General features: G+C 36.9%; 23 protein-coding genes. 11 read left to right on the forward strand and 12 right to left on the reverse strand.

Annotation, left to right across the window (positions count from 1 at the left end; all coding sequences use genetic code 11):
* Window positions 1-12 precede the first annotated feature (12 nt).
* From ILA26_RS02230 to ILA26_RS02240, 3 genes are read right to left on the reverse strand one after another with little or no spacing between them, the layout of a single operon-like run.
* Complete coding sequence (locus ILA26_RS02230; protein ID WP_292893635.1) at window positions 13-390, reverse strand: GNAT family N-acetyltransferase; 378 nt, start codon at window positions 388-390, stop codon at window positions 13-15.
* The gene (locus ILA26_RS02235) at window positions 390-860 is read right to left on the reverse strand and encodes a nucleoside deaminase (RefSeq protein ID WP_292893637.1); all 471 of its coding nucleotides are present in this window, start codon (window positions 858-860) and stop codon (window positions 390-392) included. Before ILA26_RS02235 ends, ILA26_RS02230 begins: the two co-directional genes overlap by 1 nt.
* Before the next feature lie 32 nt (window positions 861-892).
* The gene (locus ILA26_RS02240) at window positions 893-1,978 is read right to left on the reverse strand and encodes a hypothetical protein (protein ID WP_292893639.1); all 1,086 of its coding nucleotides are present in this window, start codon (window positions 1,976-1,978) and stop codon (window positions 893-895) included.
* Window positions 1,979-2,151: 173 nt separating this feature from the next.
* On the opposite strand from ILA26_RS02240, the gene polC reads away from it, so the two are divergent.
* From polC to ILA26_RS02280, 8 genes are all read left to right on the forward strand, one after another.
* Window positions 2,152-5,448 (forward strand): DNA polymerase II large subunit, encoded by a 3,297-nt coding sequence (gene polC / locus ILA26_RS02245; protein ID WP_292893641.1) that lies wholly within the window; start codon window positions 2,152-2,154, stop codon window positions 5,446-5,448.
* A gap of 251 nt (window positions 5,449-5,699) precedes the next feature.
* Window positions 5,700-8,018 carry an anaerobic ribonucleoside-triphosphate reductase gene (gene nrdD, locus ILA26_RS02250; protein ID WP_292893643.1) on the forward strand — a complete coding sequence of 773 codons (2,319 nt, stop codon included), beginning with the start codon at window positions 5,700-5,702 and terminating at the stop codon, window positions 8,016-8,018.
* A 248-nt stretch (window positions 8,019-8,266) separates the two neighbouring features.
* Window positions 8,267-8,557, forward strand: coding sequence for a 50S ribosomal protein L21e (locus tag ILA26_RS02255; RefSeq protein ID WP_292893645.1), 291 nt, complete (start codon window positions 8,267-8,269; stop codon window positions 8,555-8,557).
* 5 nt (window positions 8,558-8,562) lie between these two features.
* Window positions 8,563-8,907, forward strand: a complete 345-nt coding sequence (locus ILA26_RS02260) for an RNA polymerase Rpb4 family protein (protein WP_292893647.1) — start codon at window positions 8,563-8,565, stop codon at window positions 8,905-8,907.
* Between the two features lie 160 nt (window positions 8,908-9,067).
* A complete protein-coding gene (locus ILA26_RS02265) occupies window positions 9,068-9,694 on the forward strand; it encodes a DUF655 domain-containing protein (RefSeq protein ID WP_292893649.1) in 627 nt (208 codons plus the stop codon).
* Window positions 9,695-9,702: 8 nt separating this feature from the next.
* Entirely contained in the window at window positions 9,703-10,575 is an 873-nt protein-coding gene (gene rsmA / locus ILA26_RS02270) for a 16S rRNA (adenine(1518)-N(6)/adenine(1519)-N(6))-dimethyltransferase RsmA (protein ID WP_292893651.1), read from the forward strand.
* Window positions 10,576-10,580: 5 nt separating this feature from the next.
* Entirely contained in the window at window positions 10,581-11,165 is a 585-nt protein-coding gene (locus ILA26_RS02275; protein WP_292893653.1) for a HemK2/MTQ2 family protein methyltransferase, read from the forward strand.
* Between the two features lie 10 nt (window positions 11,166-11,175).
* The gene (locus tag ILA26_RS02280; RefSeq protein ID WP_292893655.1) at window positions 11,176-11,337 is read left to right on the forward strand and encodes a hypothetical protein; all 162 of its coding nucleotides are present in this window, start codon (window positions 11,176-11,178) and stop codon (window positions 11,335-11,337) included.
* Window positions 11,338-11,342: 5 nt separating this feature from the next.
* Here ILA26_RS02280 and dapF read toward each other — a convergent pair whose 3' ends face one another.
* Together dapF and lysA are read right to left on the reverse strand one after the other, a co-directional pair.
* Window positions 11,343-12,203, reverse strand: coding sequence for a diaminopimelate epimerase (dapF, locus tag ILA26_RS02285; RefSeq protein WP_292893657.1), 861 nt, complete (start codon window positions 12,201-12,203; stop codon window positions 11,343-11,345).
* A gap of 10 nt (window positions 12,204-12,213) precedes the next feature.
* Entirely contained in the window at window positions 12,214-13,497 is a 1,284-nt protein-coding gene (gene lysA, locus ILA26_RS02290) for a diaminopimelate decarboxylase (RefSeq protein WP_292893659.1), read from the reverse strand.
* 134 nt (window positions 13,498-13,631) lie between these two features.
* On the opposite strand from lysA, the gene ILA26_RS02295 reads away from it, so the two are divergent.
* Window positions 13,632-14,036 carry an NUDIX domain-containing protein gene (locus tag ILA26_RS02295; RefSeq protein ID WP_292893660.1) on the forward strand — a complete coding sequence of 135 codons (405 nt, stop codon included), beginning with the start codon at window positions 13,632-13,634 and terminating at the stop codon, window positions 14,034-14,036.
* On the opposite strand, the gene ILA26_RS02300 is transcribed toward ILA26_RS02295, so the two are convergent.
* The 3 genes from ILA26_RS02300 to ILA26_RS02305 all read right to left on the reverse strand — a co-directional run bounded on the left by ILA26_RS02300 (window position 14,033) and on the right by ILA26_RS02305 (window position 15,812).
* On the reverse strand, window positions 14,033-15,193 hold the full coding sequence (locus ILA26_RS02300) for an acetylornithine transaminase (RefSeq protein WP_292893662.1): 1,161 nt from the start codon (window positions 15,191-15,193) through the stop codon (window positions 14,033-14,035). The genes ILA26_RS02295 and ILA26_RS02300 overlap by 4 nt on opposite strands.
* An 83-nt stretch (window positions 15,194-15,276) precedes the next feature.
* Window positions 15,277-15,552, reverse strand: a complete 276-nt coding sequence (locus ILA26_RS10335; protein WP_366514872.1) for a type II toxin-antitoxin system RelE/ParE family toxin — start codon at window positions 15,550-15,552, stop codon at window positions 15,277-15,279.
* Complete coding sequence (locus ILA26_RS02305) at window positions 15,549-15,812, reverse strand: hypothetical protein (protein ID WP_292893664.1); 264 nt, start codon at window positions 15,810-15,812, stop codon at window positions 15,549-15,551. The genes ILA26_RS10335 and ILA26_RS02305 overlap by 4 nt, the downstream gene beginning before the upstream one ends.
* A gap of 262 nt (window positions 15,813-16,074) precedes the next feature.
* On the opposite strand from ILA26_RS02305, the gene ILA26_RS02310 reads away from it, so the two are divergent.
* Complete coding sequence (locus ILA26_RS02310; protein WP_292893665.1) at window positions 16,075-16,506, forward strand: peptidylprolyl isomerase; 432 nt, start codon at window positions 16,075-16,077, stop codon at window positions 16,504-16,506.
* 30 nt (window positions 16,507-16,536) lie between these two features.
* Here ILA26_RS02310 and ILA26_RS02315 read toward each other — a convergent pair whose 3' ends face one another.
* From ILA26_RS02315 to ILA26_RS02325, 3 genes are all read right to left on the reverse strand, one after another.
* The gene (locus tag ILA26_RS02315; protein WP_292893667.1) at window positions 16,537-18,255 is read right to left on the reverse strand and encodes an MATE family efflux transporter; all 1,719 of its coding nucleotides are present in this window, start codon (window positions 18,253-18,255) and stop codon (window positions 16,537-16,539) included.
* 21 nt (window positions 18,256-18,276) lie between these two features.
* Window positions 18,277-18,789: a nitroreductase family protein gene (locus ILA26_RS02320; RefSeq protein ID WP_292893669.1), complete on the reverse strand. Its 513-nt coding sequence runs from the start codon at window positions 18,787-18,789 to the stop codon at window positions 18,277-18,279.
* Window positions 18,790-18,856: 67 nt separating this feature from the next.
* Window positions 18,857-20,227, reverse strand: a complete 1,371-nt coding sequence (locus ILA26_RS02325) for an MFS transporter (protein WP_292893671.1) — start codon at window positions 20,225-20,227, stop codon at window positions 18,857-18,859.
* A gap of 226 nt (window positions 20,228-20,453) precedes the next feature.
* On the opposite strand from ILA26_RS02325, the gene ILA26_RS02330 reads away from it, so the two are divergent.
* The gene (locus ILA26_RS02330; RefSeq protein ID WP_292893673.1) at window positions 20,454-21,287 is read left to right on the forward strand and encodes an amino acid ABC transporter substrate-binding protein; all 834 of its coding nucleotides are present in this window, start codon (window positions 20,454-20,456) and stop codon (window positions 21,285-21,287) included.
* A gap of 100 nt (window positions 21,288-21,387) precedes the next feature.
* Here the strand turns inward: ILA26_RS02330 and ILA26_RS02335 are convergent, their stop codons facing one another.
* Window positions 21,388-21,855, reverse strand: coding sequence for a DUF2115 family protein (locus ILA26_RS02335; RefSeq protein ID WP_292893674.1), 468 nt, complete (start codon window positions 21,853-21,855; stop codon window positions 21,388-21,390).
* Between the last annotated feature and the right edge of the window lie 23 nt (window positions 21,856-21,878).

Raw genomic sequence — 21,878 nt, forward strand, 5'->3', positions numbered from 1 at the left:
ATTTTTCTTTTTTTAAATTAAACTTTTAAATTCCTTTTTCATTAAAAGGTCATCTACAAACTGATAATCTAATTTTTCAAAAACCTCGATGAGAATATCCTCACGGCTGTCAAAGCTAACCACGACGCTTTTGAATTCATAATCCATGGCTATCTTTTCAAGCTGCCTTATTAGTTTATAGGAAATCTTCTCACGATTTTCGTATGAGTTTAAAAATAGTGTTGTTATTTCAGCAGATTCCAAATCGTACACCTTAAAACTAGTGCAACCTACAATCTTTCCGAAACTGTTTAGAAGCAGAACCACCTGAGGATCGGTTATGTCACAACCAAAAGATGAACACATTTCCTTAAATCTTTCATCCCTTTCATCTGTTACTATTATTTCCATCATTTCACCTCAGTTGTATTTCCCACTTTTTTAAGTTCCTCATCCCAGATTTCGGAATTGTTGCAGCTGAATTGTAAAAACAAATCCCTGCATTTAATATCATTTAGTACTTTCACTTCCACATCATTACATTTAAGTAGGTTTTCAGCACCCATTAATGTTGTGTTTTCACCTATCACGACTCTAGGTATATTATACAATATTACAGCACCTGAACACATTGGACAAGGGGACAATGTTGTATATAGGGTGCATTTTATATAATCTTCATAATTAAGACGACCTGCATTTTCAATTGCATCCATTTCCGCATGCAACACCACCGAATCATTTTGAATCAGACGGTTATGTCCTCTTGAAATTATTTCCCCATCCTTAACGAGAACGGCACCTATTGGGATGCCACCTTCACGTAAAGATATTTCTGCCTCCTTAATGGCCTCATCCATATAATAATTATCGGAATTCATAAAAAAAATAAGTTAATAGATGAATGATTCATCTATTTAAATCTGTTAAATAATCCTTTACTGGATTGTTTTTCTAATGACTCTTCAAGTTTTGCCACTTGTTTTCTTAAATCAGAAATGGTTTTGCTTGATTCATTAGACAATTTATCATAACTGCTTTCCTTAACTTTGAGTTGAGTTTTAAGTGAAGAAATCTCTTCTTTTAATGAGTTAACCTCTTTTTTGCTTTTAGCGTCAACTTCTTCCTTATAGTTGCCTAAGTCAATAATTTCTGCTCTTAATTCGTCAACTTCACTGGAAAGTGATATGTTTTCTTTTCTTGCAGATGATAACTTGTCTTTTAAATCGTTGACTTCACTGGTTAACTTAGAGTTTTCATTTTTAAATTTGTCGACGTCAGTTTTGTCAAGTTTATCTTGTAACTCGGAAACTTTAGATTCCAAATCGTCCTTAACTGAATCCATTTGGGATTCTAACTTGTCTGCCCTTACCTTGTTAACAGCATTTTCCGCACCTATTTTTCCAATGGTGTTGCTTAAATCCGCATTGATATCCAATTGATCAAAGTATTTTCTTGAGGTTTTTTCAAGAGCATCAGTCAATTCATTCTTAAGGCGTTTGAGTTCTGCATTTTCCTTTTTGAGTTTTGGAATTACCTTGTTAGTCAAGTAGTTTAATTCACTGGATTGGTTTGACAACTTTTTGTCCTTATCGTCCAATTTCTTTTTCAAGTCATCAACCTTTTTGGAGCTTGCTTTTTTAGAGGCCTTAGGTTTATCTTCTACAGGCGCTTTAACTTCTTCAACAACTTCCTCTGCAGACTCTTCAACAACCTCTTCAGCAGGTTCTTCCTCTACGGATTCTTCCACCGGCTCAACAGCAATTTCTTCTGCAGATTCTTCAACTACAGGTTCCTCAACAACCTCTTCAACAGGTTCTTCAACTACTTCTTCTTTTTCAACAACTGGTTCAGGAACTTGTTTTGCAACAGGCTCGTCAGCTATTTTTTCAACTACTGGTTCTTCTTCTGTTTTACTTTTAGACTTATTTTTGAGTTTATCCAAATCCAATTTGATTTTACCGCCGTACATGGCGTTTATTGGTTTATCATTTGACATTAAAATCACCATAATAGCAATATTAATATATTAATTCGACTACAAGTTACACTCTTAAATTTAAATTTTAGAATATTTAAGTATTTATGAAAATTTAGCCTATCAAATATTATTAATATTATGAAAAACAATAGATTATATACTAAATTAATTTTGTAACTTATGGCGATACCATGGATTATTTTGATAGATTAGAAGCTGAAACCAATCACCTATACGATATAGCTAATGAGGCAAGGTCAAAGGGTTTTGATGTTGAAACAAAAACCGAAGTTCCTCTTGCAAAGGATTTAGCGGAAAGAGTAGAAGGGCTTGTAGGTCCCGAAGGTGTTGCAAAACGTATTAAGGAATTAGAGAAAGATATGGATAGGGAGTCCGTTGCTTTTGAAATCGCAGCTGAAATTGCAGACGGAACCTTCGCACTAACCGGCGAAAAGGCAAACTGGAATGAGGAGCAAAGATGTGACCAAGGTCTTAGGACCGCTCTTGCGATTCTTACCGAAGGGGTTGTAGCAGCACCCCTTGAGGGTATTTCAGACGTTAAGATTAAAAATAACTTTGATGGAACAAAATACATTGGAGTTTATTTTGCAGGACCGATTAGAAGTGCAGGGGGTACTGCTGCAGCACTTGCAGTACTTTTAGGAGACAAAATCAGACGTGCAATTAACATTGACGAGTTCAAGCCTATTGAAGACGAAATCGAAAGATACGTGGAAGAAGTGGAGCTATACGAATCAGAAGTTACAAATTTACAGTACTCACCAACACCAGAAGAAGTGAGATTTGCAGCAAATCACATTCCCGTGGAAGTTTCAGGAGAACAGACAGACCAAGTGGAAGTGTCCCACAGGGATTTGGAACGTGTCGAGACAAACAATATCCGTGGTGGAGCATTGCTTGCTATGGTAGAGGGAGTTATCCAGAAATCCAAAAAGATCAAAAAGATTTCAAATAAGTTAGGCCTTGACTGGGATTGGCTCGAGGAATACTCAAAGCCTAAGAAGAGCGACACTTCAGATGATGGAGATGACTCAGATGTCGTCAGCGAACCTAAATACATCCAGGACATCATTGGAGGAAGGCCTATTTTAGGATACCCTTCCGAAAAGGGAGCATTCAGATTGAGATATGGAAGGTCACGTAACACAGGTCTCGCTACAATGGGAGTTCACCCTGCAACAATGGCATTGCTTGAGTTTTTGGCTGTTGGAACCCAATTGAAGATTGAATATCCCGGCAAAGGTAACTGTGTTGTTCCGGTGGATTCAATTGAAGGCCCTGTGGTTAAGCTTAAAAACGGTGATGTGGTTGTCGTTGATTCAGTCCGTAAGGCTCGTGAAGTCAAAAAGGATGTTGTAGAAATATTATTCCTAGGAGACATGCTTGTCGCATTCGGTGAGTTTTTAAGAAACAACCAGCCACTGTACCCATCAGGATGGGTTGAGGAATGGTGGATTCAATTGTTAATGAGAAGCGAAAAGTTCGACAAGGACAACACCGATTTGGACTTGCATGCACTCGAATACGATTATCTCCCTTCAATTGAAGCTTTCAAACTATCAAAGGAATATGACATTCCTCTTCACCCTAAATACACATATTGCTATAATGACGTGACAATCAACGATTTAAATGAATTATATGATTTGCTTGAGGCATCAAAATCAACTTATAATCAAGATGAAGGAATCAAATTAGATTTGTCATACCCTAAAAGGGTCTTGGAGGTTATTGGAGTACCGCATATTGTCCGTGACGGCAAAATAATCATAGACAAAGATCACTCCTACGCATTGCTTGTGACATTATCAAAAAGGTTGCCTGAGATGAAAACAACCCTTGAAGCTGTAAATGAGGTATCTCCAGTCAAGATTATCAATAAGGCACCTGCATACATCGGAACCCGTGTAGGTAGACCTGAAAAGTCAAAAGAAAGACTGATGAGACCTGCTCCTCATGGATTGATTCCTATCGGAAACAACGGTGGGGCAAGAAGACTGGTTGCTACTGCAGCTAAAAAAGGAAGCATCAAGGTTGAAATTTCAAGACGAAAATGTACCAATCCAGAATGTGGAATAAGCTCATTCGGTTCACTTTGTCCTAAATGCGGACATCCGACTGAAATGGGAAAACCTGCAAACAAAAGCATTCCTCTTGCTGCCATGCTTAAAAAGGCATCTGACAACGTCAAGGTCAGAAGGGTTGATGAGGTGAAAGGTGTAGTTGGAATGATTTCCGAGTCCAAATTACCGGAACCTCTTGAAAAGGGAATACTTAGGGCAAAACATGAAGTTTTCACATTCAAAGATGGAACAATACGCCACGATTCAACCGACTTACCGTTGACTCACTTCATACCAAGAGAAATTGGAGTCACAGTCGAGAAATTGCATGAGATGGGCTATGAGAAGGATTGTTACGGAAACCCTATTGAAAATGAAGATCAAATCATTGAGCTTAGAGTTCAAGATATCGTTATTTCAGACAATTGCGGCGAATATCTGCTCCGTACAGCCCAATTTATCGATGATGAACTTACCCGATACTATGACATGGAGCCGTTCTACAATGTTAAGGAGAAAAGCGATTTGATTGGGCACCTTGTTGCAGGCCTTGCGCCGCACACATCTGCAGGAGTGCTTGGAAGAATCGTCGGTTTCACCAAGGCTTTAGGATGTTACGCTCACCCTTACTTCCATTCCGCTAAACGTAGAAACTGTGACAGTGACGAGGATGCGGTAATGCTGCTTCTAGATGCTTTGATTAACTTTTCAAAAACATACTTACCAAACACTAGAGGAGGAAGTATGGATGCTCCTTTAGTTTTATCTTCAAGAATCGACCCTGAAGAGATAGATGACGAGTCCCACAACCTGGACATCTTTGAAAGATTCCCCGTGGAGTTCTACGAAAAGACATACAGCCCACTTAAGCCTGCTGATGTATTGGAATACATCGACAACGTGGAAATGCATTTGGGAACCCCTCAACAGTATGAGGGACTGATGTTCTCCCACCACACATCAAACATTCATGCAGGACCGACCGTCTGTCTATACAAGAGATTGCCTTCCATGAGGGAAAAGGTAGAAGCCCAAATTGCCCTTGCTGAAAGTATCAGGGCAGTTGACCAGAGAGGTGTTGTCGAAAAGGTATTGACCTCTCATTTCTTGCCGGACATCATGGGTAACTCCAGGGCATTTTCCAAGCAAAAGGTAAGATGCACCAAGTGCGGTGCCAAATACAGGAGAATGCCACTTACAGGAAAATGTTCCTGCGGAGGTAACTTAATCTTATCCGTTTCAAAAGGATCAGTTACCAAATACCTTGAAATTTCAAGAGATCTGGTTAACAGGTACCCCGTATCCCACTATTTAGAGCAACGTCTGGAAATCCAGGAGTTCGGTATCAACTCATTGTTTGAAAGTGACAAGTCCAAGCAGAGTTCACTTGATGTGTTCTTCTAATACTTTTCAAATGCTCTTGGACTTTTGATTTTTAATATTAATAATATAGTATATTTCATAGTACAATAATATTGTTCGAATAAAGACGAACAATTTATATACTATAAAATTCTAAGTATTAATTAGATGTTCGTATCAATACGAACGATTTATTATACAAGTGATGACAAATAATTAATCTAGCTGAGAGTATGCTCTCTCAATTGGATAATAAATTTTTTTAATATAATTAGGAAAATGGTGTGAATTAAATGGAAAAAATTTCAGAATTAGGAAATAATATGAATGAAACCGTTAAAATTAACGTAGAAAAGAATAACGGTATTAAAGAAAGATTCAGTTACGAAAAATTAGTAAAATCATTAGTAATGGTAGAAACCCCATTCTTTGAATCTGATAAAATCGTGGCTACAGTAGTATCTCAATTATACGATGGAATCAAAACCAAAGAAATCAAAAAAATTGTTCACGAATGTTTAGAAGACATCGATCCTGAAATTGCAAACAAATACTTAGCAAGTACCCAATTAAAAGTACGTACTTCAAAAGACACTATTGAAGCATTCGACTTATCCAGAATCGCTAACACCTTGATTGAAGAAACCGGTGCTAGCCAAGAAACTGCTTTTGAAATCGCTACTGAAACCTGGAAAGAACTCAAAAAATTAAATGTTGAATACTTGACCGCACCTATGATCAGGGAAATGGTCAACACCAAATTGATTGAATACGGTTTAGAAGACTTAAGAAGCCGTTACACCCGTTTAGGTATCCCTGTATACAACATTACCTCACTCATCGAAAACGGTAACAGGGACAACGCAAACATGATTCACAACCCTGAAAGTATTCACAAACATGTAGCGGACGAAGCATTAAAACAATACGCATTATTAAAAATGTTACCAGCACACTTAGCAGACGCACACATGTCCGGTGACATTCACATTCACGATTTGGAATTCTTCGCAGGAAGACCTTTAAACTGTCTTCAACATGATATAAGAACTTTCATCAAATACGGACTTAAAGTTGACGGTACCGGTGACCACACCTCCATTGCAGGTGCACCAAATCACATGGAAACTTTAATGAACCACACTGGTGAAATCATGCTTGCAGCACAACAAAACATGTCCGGTGGACAATCAATGTCCCTCTGGAACGTATTTGTTGCACCATTTGCAAGAGGAAGAACCTATGATGAAATCAAACAAGCTGTTCAAATGCTTGTTTACAACTTAAATATGGCTTACGCAGCAAGAGGATCCCAAGTACCGTTCACAAGTATGGCATTGGAATTCGGAGTTCCTGACTTCTTGAAAGAAGAAACCGCATACGGACCAAAAGGCCAAGTTGTAGGAACTTACGCTGACTTTGAAGAAGAAACCAGATTAATCCAAAGAGCATTCACTGAAACATTACTTGCAGGAGACAATGAAGGTAAACCTCACTTATTCCCAAATACCATTTACACATTAAGACCTGAAACAATGACCAGTGAATACGAAGATGACCTCCGTTTAGTACACGAATTATCCGCAAAATACGGTTCATCCTACTTTGTAAACATGTTCCCAGAATACAGAGGCCAAATGGCAAACTACATGGGATGCAGAACCTGTTTACAAGACACCTGGACCGGTGACTGGGACAAAGACTGTTTAAGAACCGGTAACCTTGCATACGTAACCTTAAACTTACCAAGAATCGGATACCAATCCAAAGACGAAACCCAAGTATTCGAATACTTAGACGAATACATGGATTTAGCAGTTGAAACCTTAATGCTCAGAAGAGAACAAGGATTAAAATGTTTAAATGATTTCCACATCTTACCATTCTTAAAACAAAAAGTGGGAGAAGAATCATACTACAGAATTGAAAATTCAACATTATCTTTCGGTTTCGTTGGACTTAACGAAATGTTAACCTCATTATTCGGAGAAGGTATTGAAAACGCTGATTCAAACAAATTCGGTGTAAAATGTATTGAATACATAAACGATAGAGCTAACCAGTTAAAAGATGAAACCGGACTCAGATGGTCTGTTATCCAAACTCCTGCAGAATCTACTGCTTACAGATTTGCAACTCTCGATAAAAAACAATTCGGAGACCAAGCAATCGTACAAGGTGAAGGAAACGCTAACTACTACACCAACTCATCTCACGTGCCAGTAGACACAGGATTATCCTTAATTGAAAAAATCAAAATTGAAGAGCAATATCACAGCATAACCTCTGGTGGACACATCTTCCATGCATTCATGGGAGAATCCTACTCAGATCCAGATTCATTAATGAGTTTAACCCACAAAATTGCTCGTAAATCCGATATCGGATTCTGGGCTTACAGCTCAGCATTAAGTTTCTGTCTTAAATGTAAGACTTTAATGAAAGGACTGAACAATGTTTGTCCTACCTGTGGTGAAAGAGAAGATGTAGAATGGTATGACAGAATTACCGGTTACGTACAACAAGTTGGACGTGCAAAATCTGCATCCGGTGGTTGGAACCCAGGTAAACGTCAAGAATTAATTGACAGAAGAAGATTCGAAGATAACTAAATGTTATCTTCTTCACACCATTTTTTATTTTTCACCATCAAAAAAATTCGATACCAAAACTATTTCTCAAAAATCACCAAAAAACTAAAAGTATATTAATAGCATTAAACTAAAATTATAATATTATCATATCACTGATGATAATTGTTATTTTCACATTCTATGTTACTAGTATTTATGGGCTATTTTAATACTAGGGCGCTGATAACATAGATTTATACCCAGACTACTGATTAAGAGGTAATATTATGCAAAGATCAAGAGGATTAAAAAGTAGATCAAGAAAAAAAATGACCAAAGTACAAAGACCTGGAAGAACTAACCCAATTACAAACAGACTCCAAAGATTTGAAGAAGGAGACTTAGTTCACATTACTATTAACCCATCCATCCAAAAAGGACAACCTGCACCTAGATTCCATGGTAAAACCGGTAAAATCACAGGTCAAAAAGGTAAAGCATACATTGTGTCCTTAAAAGATGGAAACAAAGCAAAAGAATTAATAGTAAGACCTGACCACTTAAAATTACAAAACTGATTTCTATGATTGGAAAAGAAATTATTGAAAGCGAACCAATTACAGGTTCTGAAGTTAAAAAAATACTTGAAGATTTTGCTGAAGACAATGAGTTAAATTATGAACAAAATCTTACATTAAACCACCTTGCAAGGTTTAAAAGATATTCTGCAGAAGATGCAAAAGAGATTTACGCTAAACTTCAAGATGAATTTGGCTTAAGAGCTAAGGTCGCTGCTCATATTGTTGATTTGGTTCCACAAGACTTAGCTGACATGAGATTGATTTTTGCTAAAGAACCAAGTAAAACAGACAAAGAAGACATGGAAAAAATTCTTGAAATGTTAGAACAATATGATGTTGAAGAATAGTATTTTTACTATTCCCCTTTTTTATTATTATCCCTTATTTTTACTGAAAACCCTACTTTTTTTAGATATCTTTATTATACTTAAACTTTAAATTTATAAAGTAAGTTAATATTATGGTCAAATTATTATCATAATATGAAACTGATAGTGAGTGATTAATATGGTTGATAAAAATAAAAATGAAAAAAGACCAGCAGTTAAAAAAGAAGAAAATGCTGTCGTGTTAGATTACCTAAGTCGTGGCTATGTCACATCAGACATGTCCAAATTTGGTGGTAAACCTATTGCTCAAGCTATTGGTACAGAACAATTCACTTTACTTGAATTAGCTCCTAAAAGAGGTGTTGATTTAGAAATCCAAGATACTGTATACATCGGTAAAGGAAAAAGAGAAAAAATATACAGAGTGCTTGGAAAATTAGATTTTGAAAACCTGACTGCAACAAGTAGGATAGAACTTGATTATGCTATCCGTGACATTGTTGAAGCTAATGAGGAAAAATTCGTTGAATTTTTCAATACCGCCGGTTCAGTCAGTACCAGAATGCATTCACTCGAACTGATACCTGGAATCGGTAAGAAATATATGTGGGACATTATTAAAGCCCGTGAAGAAAAACCTTTCGAAAGTTTTGAAGACATTGCAGAAAGACTTCCAACATTGGCAGACCCTGCAGGAATGATTGTTAACAGAGTCAAACAAGAACTTGACACTACAACACCAAGAAGAGGCAAAAATAAATACTACATATTTACCCAGCCTCCAAGAGCTGCAAGAAGAAGATAAGTGATAAATTGATTAGTGAAACATCCCAATCTTTATCCAAGGAAACAAAAGACATTTTGAATCAAAATGGTATAAAGTTAAATAAAAATCTTGGTCAGAATTATCTGATTGACAGAAACAAAAGAGACCAGATCATTAACTTTGGAGATATCTCAAAAGAGGATGTCGTCTTGGAGATTGGTACTGGTATTGGGACACTGACAATTGAGCTTGCCAAAAAAGCAAAAAAGGTAATAGCTATCGAACAGGACACGCAAATCTATGAAATATTAGCTAAACGACTTAAAAAAGAAAAAATAGATAATGTAGAGTTAATAAATGATGATGCGTTAAAAGTGGACTTTCCACAATTTAATAAAATCATCTCTAACTTACCTTATCAGATTTCATCACCAATCACCTTTAAATTCCTAGACTATGATTTTGATCTCGCTATTTTAATGTATCAAAAGGAATTTGCTAATCGCATGAACGGAGAGGTCGGAAGCAAAAACTATTCCAGGCTTTCAGCGATGCTTTATTTTAAATGCAATGTTGAGAAACTGACTGATGTGAGTCAGGAAAGTTTCATTCCAAAGCCAAAAATCGATTCGAGCGTTGTTAAGCTAACCCCGAAGGAAAATCAAATTCCTGATGATGATTTTGAAACTTATTCCAAATTCACAAAGGCACTATTCCAGCACAGGAATAAAAAGATTAGAAACGCCCTGATTGACTCAAGACACATCATCAACAACATCGACAAGAAAGTGCTGAAGAAAAGACTTAACGATATCGAGGATGATGAGCTCAACGATTATCTGTCCAAAAGGGTAATCGTTTTAAAGCCTGAAGAGATTCTTGAAGTGTCAAAGAAATTGAATCCTATCTTTAACGAGTAGATAATATGGCTGATTTTATTATAAACACTGACGATAACGTATATGTTCCAGCTGAAGACAGCTATCTTTTGGCTGACAATTTGGAAATCAAGTCCGGACAGAGCGTTTTGGAAATTGGAACCGGTTCCGGAATTGTTGCAATGTATGCCTCAAGGTTAACTGATAGAATTACCGTGACAGACATCAACTTCGATGCTTGCGAACTTGCACGCAAGAACTTTGAGGACAACAACATTGAAAACATTGAAATCCTATTCGGCAATCTGTTTGAGCCTGTTGAAAACAGAAAGTTTGATGTAATTTTATTTAATACTCCATATCTGCCAACCGAAGATGGTGATGTTATTGATGACACGCTAAATTATGCATTCGATGGTGGACTAAATGGTAGGAAAGTCATCGACTTGTTCTTAGATGAAGTGGGAAATCACTTAAACGATGGTGGAATTGTCCAGCTGATACAGTCTTCACTTTCAGGCAATGAGGAAACATTGGAAAAACTAGACAGATTAGGTTTCATTGCAGAGATAAAGGAATCTGAACATTTCTTTTTTGAAGACATCACATTAATTAACGCTTACAAAATTTAGAGGTAACAACATGGAAGAATGGAAAAAATCAATACTAATTGGAGCAATTTTGATAATACTTGCAATAGCATTTGCAATACTCAGAAAGGAAATCAATATATGGATAATTTTAATAATCGTACTAGCTGTCATTGACATCATAGTAGGATTAATGAGAAAAAAAGTTAGTTAGGAGAATTAGAATTCTCCATCAAATACAAGTTCTGCTGGGCCTTCCATGAAAGCGCCCAAAGCATCTTCTTTTTCATAAACATTGAATTTTAAGTCGCCACCAGGCAAGTGAAGCAATATATCTTCATCAAACAATCCAAGTTTGAAACCTGAAATAGCAGTTGAAGTAGCACCAGTTCCGCATGCAAGGGTCACACCAGCACCTCTTTCCCAAGTAATCATCTTACCTTCGTTTTTAGATATGACCTCCACAAAGTGGACATTGATTTTTTCAGGGAACACTTCATGAGCCTCAATAGCAGGACCATACTTGTTTATGTCAATCTCATCGACGTTGTCAACGAAAATGATTGCATGAGGGTTTCCTACACTGATTGCAGTCACGTTGAATGTGGTGTCGATAACTTCAAGCTCATCGTCAAGGAACTCTTCCTTGTCGGATGTCATTGGAATTTCAGGAGTCTTGAATGTAGATGTTCCCATGTCAACTTTAAAGAGCACAGGTTCGTCATCTTCCAAGGTGATTTCGATTGTCTTGATTCCTGCTCTTGTTTCAACAGTCATCTTTTCCTGTTTTAAAATACCTTTTCTGTAAACAAAGTCTCCAAAACATCTGATACCATTTCCACACATTTCAGCTTCACTGCCATCAGGATTGAACATTCTGTATCCTATGTCAGCCACTTCAGACGGTTCAACGAAGAGAACTCCATCACCACCGACACCGAAGTTTCTGTGGCATAATATTCTGCATGCTTCAGGTTTGTCAGCTTCAGGGATGACTTCCCCGTCAAACTCATTGATTATTGGGAAGTCATTTCCTATTCCGTGCATTTTTGAAAATTTTAATCCTTTTAAATATACCATAGCAATCAACTTATTTTAAATGTGGTGGAATGATTTGTTTATCGTATAAGTCCTCGAAGGTTTCTCTTTCCCTTACTACATTGCATTCGCCGTCAGTCACCAATATTTCTGAAGCCAATGGTCTTGAGTTGTAGTTTGAAGACATGGTGAAACCGTATGCACCAGCGTTTAGGATAGCCAATACGTCTCCTTCTTCAACGTCAGGCATTGGCCTGTCACGTGCGAATAGGTCTCCGGATTCACATACGTTACCTGCAATGTCCACTTCTTGGGTGTTTTCAGCATCCATTCTGCTTGCATCCACAATGTGGTGGTATGAGTCATACATTGCTGGTCTTAAGAGGGTGTGGAAACCTGCATCTACACCGATGAATTTTCTGTAGCTTTGTTTTACACTGTTGACGGTTACGAGAAGTGCACATGCGTCAGCCACAAGGAATCTTCCAGGCTCGAGATACATTGTAGGGTTGCCCATATCGTATTGTTCGAGTTTTTCTTTGAATAATCCCACATTGACTTCTGCAAATTTGTCCAAGTCAACAACGTTTTCTTCAGGAGTGTATGGAACGCCCACACCTCCACCGAAGTCAACGAACTCAAAGTCGATTCCTGCTTCTTCGTGAACTTTTCCTGCGATGTCCATTGTGGATTCAATAGCCAATTTGAATGGTTCAGGGTCAAGAATACCTGATCCGATGTGGGAGTGCATACCGATTGGGTTGAATCCTAATTCTTTTGCCATTTCATAAACTTCAACAGCCTCATTATCCATGATACCGAATTTACTCATTACTCCACCGGTGATACAGTGGTCGTGGTGTCCTGCACCGACCATTGGGTTTACTCTGAATGAGATTTTTAATCCTTCAGGATCAACCACATTAGCTAATCTTTTAAGTGCTGATACTGAGTCGATGTTTAATACTGCACCTTCATCATGAACGAATTTTAGCTCGTCATTGGTAATGTTGTTACCTGTAAATAAGATTCTTTCGCCTGCAAATCCTAACATTTTTGCAATGTGGACTTCACCAGGTGAAACCGCATCAATACAGCAACCTTCAGATTCCAATATTTTCATTACTGCAAGGTTGGTATTAGCTTTACATGCATAGAATACTTTAAAGTCAGGATAATATTTGGAGAAAGCTGAATAAAATCTGTTGTAATTGTCTCTTATTCTATTTTCATCCATTACATAGGTTGGAGTTCCGAATTCTTCTGCAATGTCAATTGCATCTGCTCCACCGATGTCAAGGTGGTTTTTGTCGTTTACTTTAATATTTAAATCCATAATCTAAACTCCTTAAAAAAGTTACATTATGTATTTAGTTATCTAGCTTAATCTATTTAAAACTAGTGAAGGAAGACGTTTTGCCGATTAAAAATCAAAAGATGTTTAAAAAAAGAGTTTTCAAATTAATAAATATGAAACGAGATTACGGACTTACAATGCGCGGAATAATCAAAAACGAGAATGATGAGATTTTAATCCTGAAAAGGCATCCGAAAAGCAGAACCGACCCCGACACATGGGAACTTCCTGGAGGCAAGGTCGAGAAAGGAGAATTCTTTGATGATGCGCTTGTGCGTGAAATCAAGGAGGAAACAAACCTTGACGGCAAGGCGGGAGACCTTGCAATAGCCATACAGCACGATTATCCATATAAAAGAACCGTTCAGATGATAATGTATCTGGACGATGTTGAGGGCGAGTTTAAAATTAGCGACGAGCATACCGACGGAAAATATGCTTCAATCGATGAGATCAAGACATTGACATTGTCAAGCTGCCTTAAAAAAGTTTTGGAAAAAAAGAATTATGTGCTTTAGAGTATTTCATCTAAAGCTTTTACGAATTGGTCAATTTCATCTTTTGTGATTGTCAATGGTGGAACGAATCTCAATACGTTTCCGGAAGTACAGTTGATTAAGAATCCTGCTTCACGGAGTTTGTCAACGTATTCAGCTCCAGGTTTGGTTAGTTCCACACCAACCATCAAACCTACACCACGAACGTCAGCAATGACTTCCTTATCTAATTTTTTGAGCTCTTCAATGAAGTATTCGCCGACCTCATTTACATTGTCGAGGATGTTTTCTTCATCAAATGTGTCAAGAACTGCGTTTGCAGCTGCACATACTAATGGTCCTCCACCGAAGGTGGTTCCGTGATCTCCAGGAACGAAAGCACCAGCTACCTTTTCGGTTGCAAGGATTCCTCCCATTGGGACTCCTCCACCGATTCCTTTAGCCATTGTCATAATGTCCGGTTTGACTCCGAATAGCTCATAAGCGAATAGTGTTCCGCATCTTCCGAAACCTGTTTGAACCTCATCGACGATGAATACGATGTCCTTTTCGTTACAGATTTTTTCGATTTCTTTTAGGTATTCGATGTCTGGAACGTTGACTCCACCTTCACCTTGAACAGGCTCGACGATGATAGCTGCGGTGTTTTCTGTAATAGCTTCCTTGATTGCATCAATGTCATTGTATGGCACGTTGATGAAACCTTGTGGCATTACAGCCTTGAATGGCTCATGATATTCCTCATGACCTGTTGCCGCAAGGGTCATTATTGTTCTTCCGTGGAATGAGTCTACGGTTGATATGATTTCGCCTTTGCCTGTGTATTTTACAGCAAGCTTGATAGCTCCCTCGTTTGCCTCAGCACCACTGTTAGCATAAAATATTCTGTCGAAATCAGTTTTGTCGATTAACTTTTTAGCATAAACCAATGCAGGCTCATTGTAGTAGATGCTTGAAATGTGTATCAATTTTTCAGCTTGGTCCTGAATAGCTTTGACTAAAGCAGGGTGATTGTGACCTAAGCAGTTAACTGCAATACCTGCAAACATGTCCAAGTATTCATTTCCGTCGATATCCCATACCTTAACACCTTCCCCGTGGTCGAGTACGATTGGTTGTCTGGTGAAAGTGTTAATGAAATAATCATCTTCAATTTTAATTAATTCTTGAGTATTCATTTTAATCTCCTAAATTGTTTAAACATTAATATTTTTGATTTTATTAATAATAAATACTTCCTTGTTTAATCTTAAAAATATTTTCAAAATAGTTTATAATTATTTTTTCGAGGAATAATATCTATTATTTCAATTCGTTTGTTCTTTTCAGAAATATAGAAAATAATCCTATAATTACCAATTCGTGCACGGTGACATTTAGGGCATTTAACACTATTCAATTCAATGAATTCTGAACTATATGGATTTTTCAAGAGTTCATAATATTTTCTATTTATCCTTAATAGCAGTGGTTTATTGTTTTTATGTTTTTTGAAAAATTTTTTTACACGTTCATGTTCAAAAAGTTCATATGTCATTTTTTAAGCTCATTTTCTAGCTTTGAAATTCTTTTTTCTAAATCAGATAATGAAACTTTAGACACTCCTTCTAGGTTACCATTTTCGAATTTTTCTATTTCTTTGTTGTAAAATTCTGCTTCTTCATCAGAAAATTCTTCATTTTCATAATAATAATCAATTAAGAAGGATATAACATCATTAAAAGTTTCATTTTTTGATGCAAGCTCAGATAATAATTTATGAGTCTTTTCAGAAATTTTTATAGTTTTTGTCATCATTAACTTCACCAATATATAGTATACTCAGTATACTATAAATAATTTTCCATTATTACCGGATAAAACACCAAATAACAATTAATATATAAAATAATCCATTAAATATAGTTTTTGTTATGAATAAAGTCAATATTACAAAGTAAATACAATTTTATAGCATAAAAACAATTTTTTAAAGAAAATATCAAAACCGTTACAATTCAAAAAGTATTTAATCATTAATGATAATAGTAATAGTATTATTTAAAAATTAGGTGATAAAATGAAAGTCGCTATAATCGAAACTGATAAAGGAAATATCGAATTAGAATTATTCCCAAACGAAGCTCCAGGAACTGTAGCTAACTTTGAAAAATTAATCAATGAAGGATTCTACGACGGATTAACTTTCCACAGAGTAATCCCTAACTTCGTGATTCAAGGTGGATGTCCTAAAGGTAACGGTACCGGAGGACCAGGTTACACAATCAAATGTGAAACCGAAGGAAACCCTCACAGACACGGAACTGGTGCTTTATCCATGGCACACGCAGGTAAAGACACCGGCGGAAGTCAATTCTTTATTACCCACTGTCCACAACCACACTTAGACGGTGTTCACACCGTATTCGGACAAGTCATCAAAGGTCAAGATGTCGTTAACGCTATCCAACAAGGAGACGTAATGAACAAAGTGACCGTTGAAGAAAGATAATTCCTTATCTTTCAACTTCTTTTTTTAAAACTAGTAACTGAATCTCACATATGACTTGTTGAATCCTAAAACATTAGAATAGTCAAATTCACAATTTTTTTGCTTTAATTTCCTAATTGTTTGAGATTCGTTGAATTCCTTATTGTTGAACGGATTGTAGAACTCACCATCATCGATAAAAAGAACCACTGCCTTGCCGTTTGCCATCCTTACGGTAATGTCAATCTGGCTTAGTGAAGAGTCCTGTTCAAAAATGTTTTCGCATATGCCGTCCACAGATGAGAAAAATAGCTGAGCATGATTCCCGAATATTGTCTCGATTTTTTCTAAGGTCTCATCCGGATAATTATCATTCCCCTTTTCATATGTGAAGTTCACAAGTTTGGAATCCTGAAGCATTAAAATGTCTTTGATTTCATTTTTATGACCCCTCTGAAGGCGCATTGCCATACCAAGATAAATTAAAAGAGGTATTGTTTCGGACAATAGGATTGCAATCCATATGCCGATTCCTCCAATTAAATGAGTCAATATCAATGCCGCCACAATGGAAATCAGGAACTCTTCGCAAAATGTGATTGTAAATGAAATCCTGTTCTGTTCAATGGCCTGAGCATAGTTGGCCAAGAGATAGGACATTGCCCGGCCAATCAATCCAAATGAGGTTATTCGTATTGCAAACGTAACGACGCCAACATATTCAGGATTGGTAATGTTGAATAACTTGATCAATATCTCAGGATAAGCAAAGAAGATAACAGATATTGGAATGCTGACAATTAAAATCTGCTTTATTGATTTCCTTATTATGTATTGCACTGCCTTGAAGTCCATCTCCTTATAAAACACCGCCACAATCGGACTCATTGCCTTCATGATTCCGGACAAGACGATGTAGACGAATGTTTCGGAGTTGTCATATACAAGAAACGCCAAAAGACCTGCAGCACCGTAATATGTGGAGCAAAGATATGTGAAGACAGCCATCTGGACTGAGAAGAATATCTTTCCGACAACCTCAGGAGTGTTTAATATTATGGTTTTGAGGGACTGTAACACCTGTTTTATTTTCAATTTGGTAACTGAAACGAATTTGAAGGTACGGTTTTTATTGAAGAAATATTTTGAGATATACGCCATGCCAACAACATATCCCACAACTGTTGACAATGCAGCACCTTCAATGCCCATGTTGAATCCTTTCATTAACATGACGTCAAATATTAAGTTTGTCACATTAGCTATCAATACTGAATAGAAAGGCAATCTAGGATATCCGTCAGAACGGATGAAATATGAAATAACTATGATGAAACAATTCAACGGATAGAAAAACATCATTACATGCAGATAGCTTTTAGCCTGAATGTAAATGTTTTCAGGAGTGTTTAACAGATGCAATATATTGTCTGAAAAAACGAATATTGATGCAATATAAATCAATGAAATTGCAATGATTCCGAGAATAGAAACCGTGAAATAAAAATTTGATTTTTCCTCATCCAAGTCTGATTTTGCCCTTAATGCCAGCAGGCTACCTCCCTGACCAAACAGAATGTAAAAAATACCTGTAAAATAAAGCAAAGGAGATATTGAATTTACAGGAGCAAGCTTTGAGCCTCCAAGGATCAATCCAATTAGGACTACATCAATTACCACCGCAATCTTTTCAGACATCACCATGAACATTGTAGGCAACAGCAACTCGTAGTACTTGTCCCTTAAAAACGAATATTTCCTTTCCATCATAGTATATATTAAGTAGTTAAATTATAAATAATCGACCATCTCTTCCATGCTTACGTTTCTGGAATGCAATGGGGAAGGCCTTGATTTCTCTGAAGGATATCCAATAGGAAGCAATGCGACAGTGACCATGTTTTCAGGAAGGTCAAAAAGCTCGTCCAAGACCCTTTTGTCATATCCCCTGACCCATACGGAACCTATTCCAAGATCATATGCCTCAAGCATCATCTGTGTTGTTGCGATTACCGCATCGTCAAGGCCGGCATCGTGTCCGTCGACAGTTTTCCAGGATACACTTTTGTCATAACAGATTAAAAGCACTATTGGAGCGCCAAAGCAGTACGGTGTGAAATTTCTGATTTTTTCAAGACCCTCTTCACTTTTTATTACAAAAACCCTTTGTGGCTGGAAATTGTTTCCAGTAGGTGCAACCTGTGCTGCCTTTAAAATCTTTTCAAGCTTTTCATCCTCAATTTCCCTGTCAGAATATTTTCTGACAGAATACCTTTCGCAAGCTAAATCTAAAAAATCTTTCATTGTTTCACCTTAACAATTTGTCGTATACTATATTATACATTCTCAAATAATAGCTTTGCCATGATATCTAATTATCTGAAGCCTTTGCCTTGATTCCCACAAATGAGGCAAAAACAGATGCTATGCACAACACCACACAAATTATGCAAGTCACTTGACAGCTTTGAATCAATAAAGGATAGTACTGCCCAATAATCGGAACATCCCCCATGATAAAGGCAAACACCAGTGTCAAAATCCCCATACTCATGGCCTGACCGACAGTACGCATTGTAGCGACAGCAGCCGAAGCGACTGAAGTGTCTTTCGGTGGAACCGAACCCATTATGACGTTCGTATTCGGAGGTGAGAACAAACCGAATCCCACACCATATATTATCATCGCCACTATTAAAAATTCCATTGAGGTGGTGGTGTCCAGCGATGAGAACAGGAACAATGATATTGTACCCAATGCCATTCCAATGGCGGCCAATATTTGTGGAACAAATCTGTCTGACAGTCTACCTGCAATCGGAGCCAATACCACTTGACATAATGGTGCCACAAGAAGGATTATTCCCGCAGTCTGTGAGTCGAATCCCTTGATGTATTGCAAGTGATAATTGAGGATTGTTGTAACCGCATAAGTCGCCAAGTATGCGCAAAGTGATGCGAAATTTGCTGAGAGGAACTTATGGTTTTTGAAAAACCTGATATCGAACACCGGATATTTCTCTCTCAGCTCAATCAAAGCAAAAATCACAAGGATTATGACACCCAATATTGTCAGGATTATTCCCAGTTGAGTGTTTAGAATTGTGAATCCATACATGAAGAGCACTATTCCAATCCCATATGCAAATGATCCTTTCCAATCAAGCGGAATGTTTTCAAATGAGGACCATTCATCATCGATTCTTGTCAGAAGCAATGCAAGAATTACAAATAGAAACGGCACACCAAACAATACAACAGATCTCCAACCGAGATTGTAGTTCAGAATCCCTCCAATTACCGGAGACAATGACAAACCAACATAAACTCCAGTGATATTTATTCCCAATGCCTTTCCACGCTCTTCAGGCGGGAAAACATTTACTATCATTGCCATTGAAGTGACATTGATGAAGGCTAGGGAAATTCCCAAAATAAACCTGCATGCAAGGAACTGCTCCTGTGATGTGACAATGACATTGACTATGGAAATTATTATAAATAAGATAATGCTTATGTTTGTGACCTTCTTAAGACCATATTTGCCGGAAATCTGACCAGCAGGAACGGACAATACCGCCACTACCAGCAAAAAGATGATGGTTACCCAGTTCTGAACAATATTGCTCATATGAAATTCAGTTGCAATGCTCGGAATTACAATATTGACTGCATTGACAGCAAAAACAGTGAAAAAAGACAATACAGTACAAATCAACAAGAGCAAATTTTTCTTTTCCATTAATGTTAATATATTAAAAATGAAGTTTATATATTTTTTAAAGCTTCAAATTGAAAACGAAAAATGGAACATAAATCTTAACCCCCCATTAATGAATACTTGATGCAATATAATTTTACCAAATTATTAAAAACAATTCAAAATTTTAAATAATTAAATAAACAAATCTACTAATAGCATTTTGGAAAAAATAATTTTTCCCAATTTAAGGACATAGGTGTTCATAATGACAATTAAAAAACAAGCAATTATCGCATTTGCAGCAATACTGATAACATTCTTAATTATCAATACTGCAAACGCAGAGGGAATATTTAATTTTGGAAATGACAAGGAAACTACTGAAACAGACGACACACTAGTTGTTGGATTTAATAATCAATTCCCACCATTTACATACATTAATGACAACGGTGAAGTTTCCGGATTTGATATGGACCTTGCAAAAGAGGTTTGCAAACGAAACAACTGGACATTCCAACCCCAACCAATTATTGACTGGAACACCAAGGAATTAGAACTTAACAGCAATGAAGTCGATTGCATCTGGTCAGAATTTACAATCAATGGAAGAGAAGACGATTATACCTGGTCAGAACCTTACTTCAACAATAGCCAAGTAGTTATTGTGAAAACCGACTCCAACATTTCAAAATTAAGTGATTTAAAAGGCAAGAATGTTGAAGTTCAAGAGGGAAACTCAGTTTTGAAAACATTAGAGGAAAATAAAACCCTTAAAAACAGTTTTAAGCAACTTACTGAAGTCGACGAATATGACGTCGCCATGATGAATTTAGAATCCGGCGTCTGTGATGCAATCATTGCAGACAGCTGCATGGCAAATTATCAGGTCAGTAAAAATTCCAATGGAAATGATTATAAAATACTAGATGAGATTATTTCAGAAGAACAGTACGGTATCGGGTTTAAAAAAGGCAATGATGAGTTAAAAAACCAGGTTCAAAAAACTTTAGACGAAATGTTTAAAGATGGAACTGTTGAAAAAATAGCTCAAAATTACACCGAGTATAAAATACCTGAAGGTATTAACAATCCCTAATAGAGAAAAATAACTTTTCTCCAACTTAAATTTTAAAAGTCAAGCAGACCTGTAAGTTCATCACACATTTCCTATACTCGTCTGATTTGAATCCTCAATGTTAAAATCCGAATGAATAACCTGCATTCTTACATACGCAATAGCGGCACAGTGACCTTTCATCCCTTATGCTCATGATTCTTGTCTTGCATTTGTATTCGCCGTTTTCCAAAAACACCTGGTCTTTTGCTGGACTTTCGCCAACCGGATGCAACGGCCTTTTTGCCATCAAGGCCAAGTAAAGTGAGATGTATTTTGTAAATTCCCTGGTTTCCTCATCCCCTCCGGCATAGGTATCGAAATAAAAGTTTATGTCATTTTTGATGTTTTCAACCACACCATCCTTGATGTCGTAGTCTTCAGTGATATTTAGGGCAAAAATCTCGTCCCATGCTTCTGAATTGTATTTTGCAAGGCTTTTTGTCAAAGGATCCTTGTATCTGTCGTCAGTAACCTTGTTTCTTAAATATTCAATTGGATAATCCTTTAGATTTTCCCTGATTTCTGCAAGTAATTCGGTAGCTTTCATAGTTAAAATAATGTATTTAATTA

It is taken from the genome of Methanobrevibacter sp. (genome assembly GCF_017940815.1).
Taxonomy (GTDB): domain Archaea; phylum Methanobacteriota; class Methanobacteria; order Methanobacteriales; family Methanobacteriaceae; genus Methanocatella.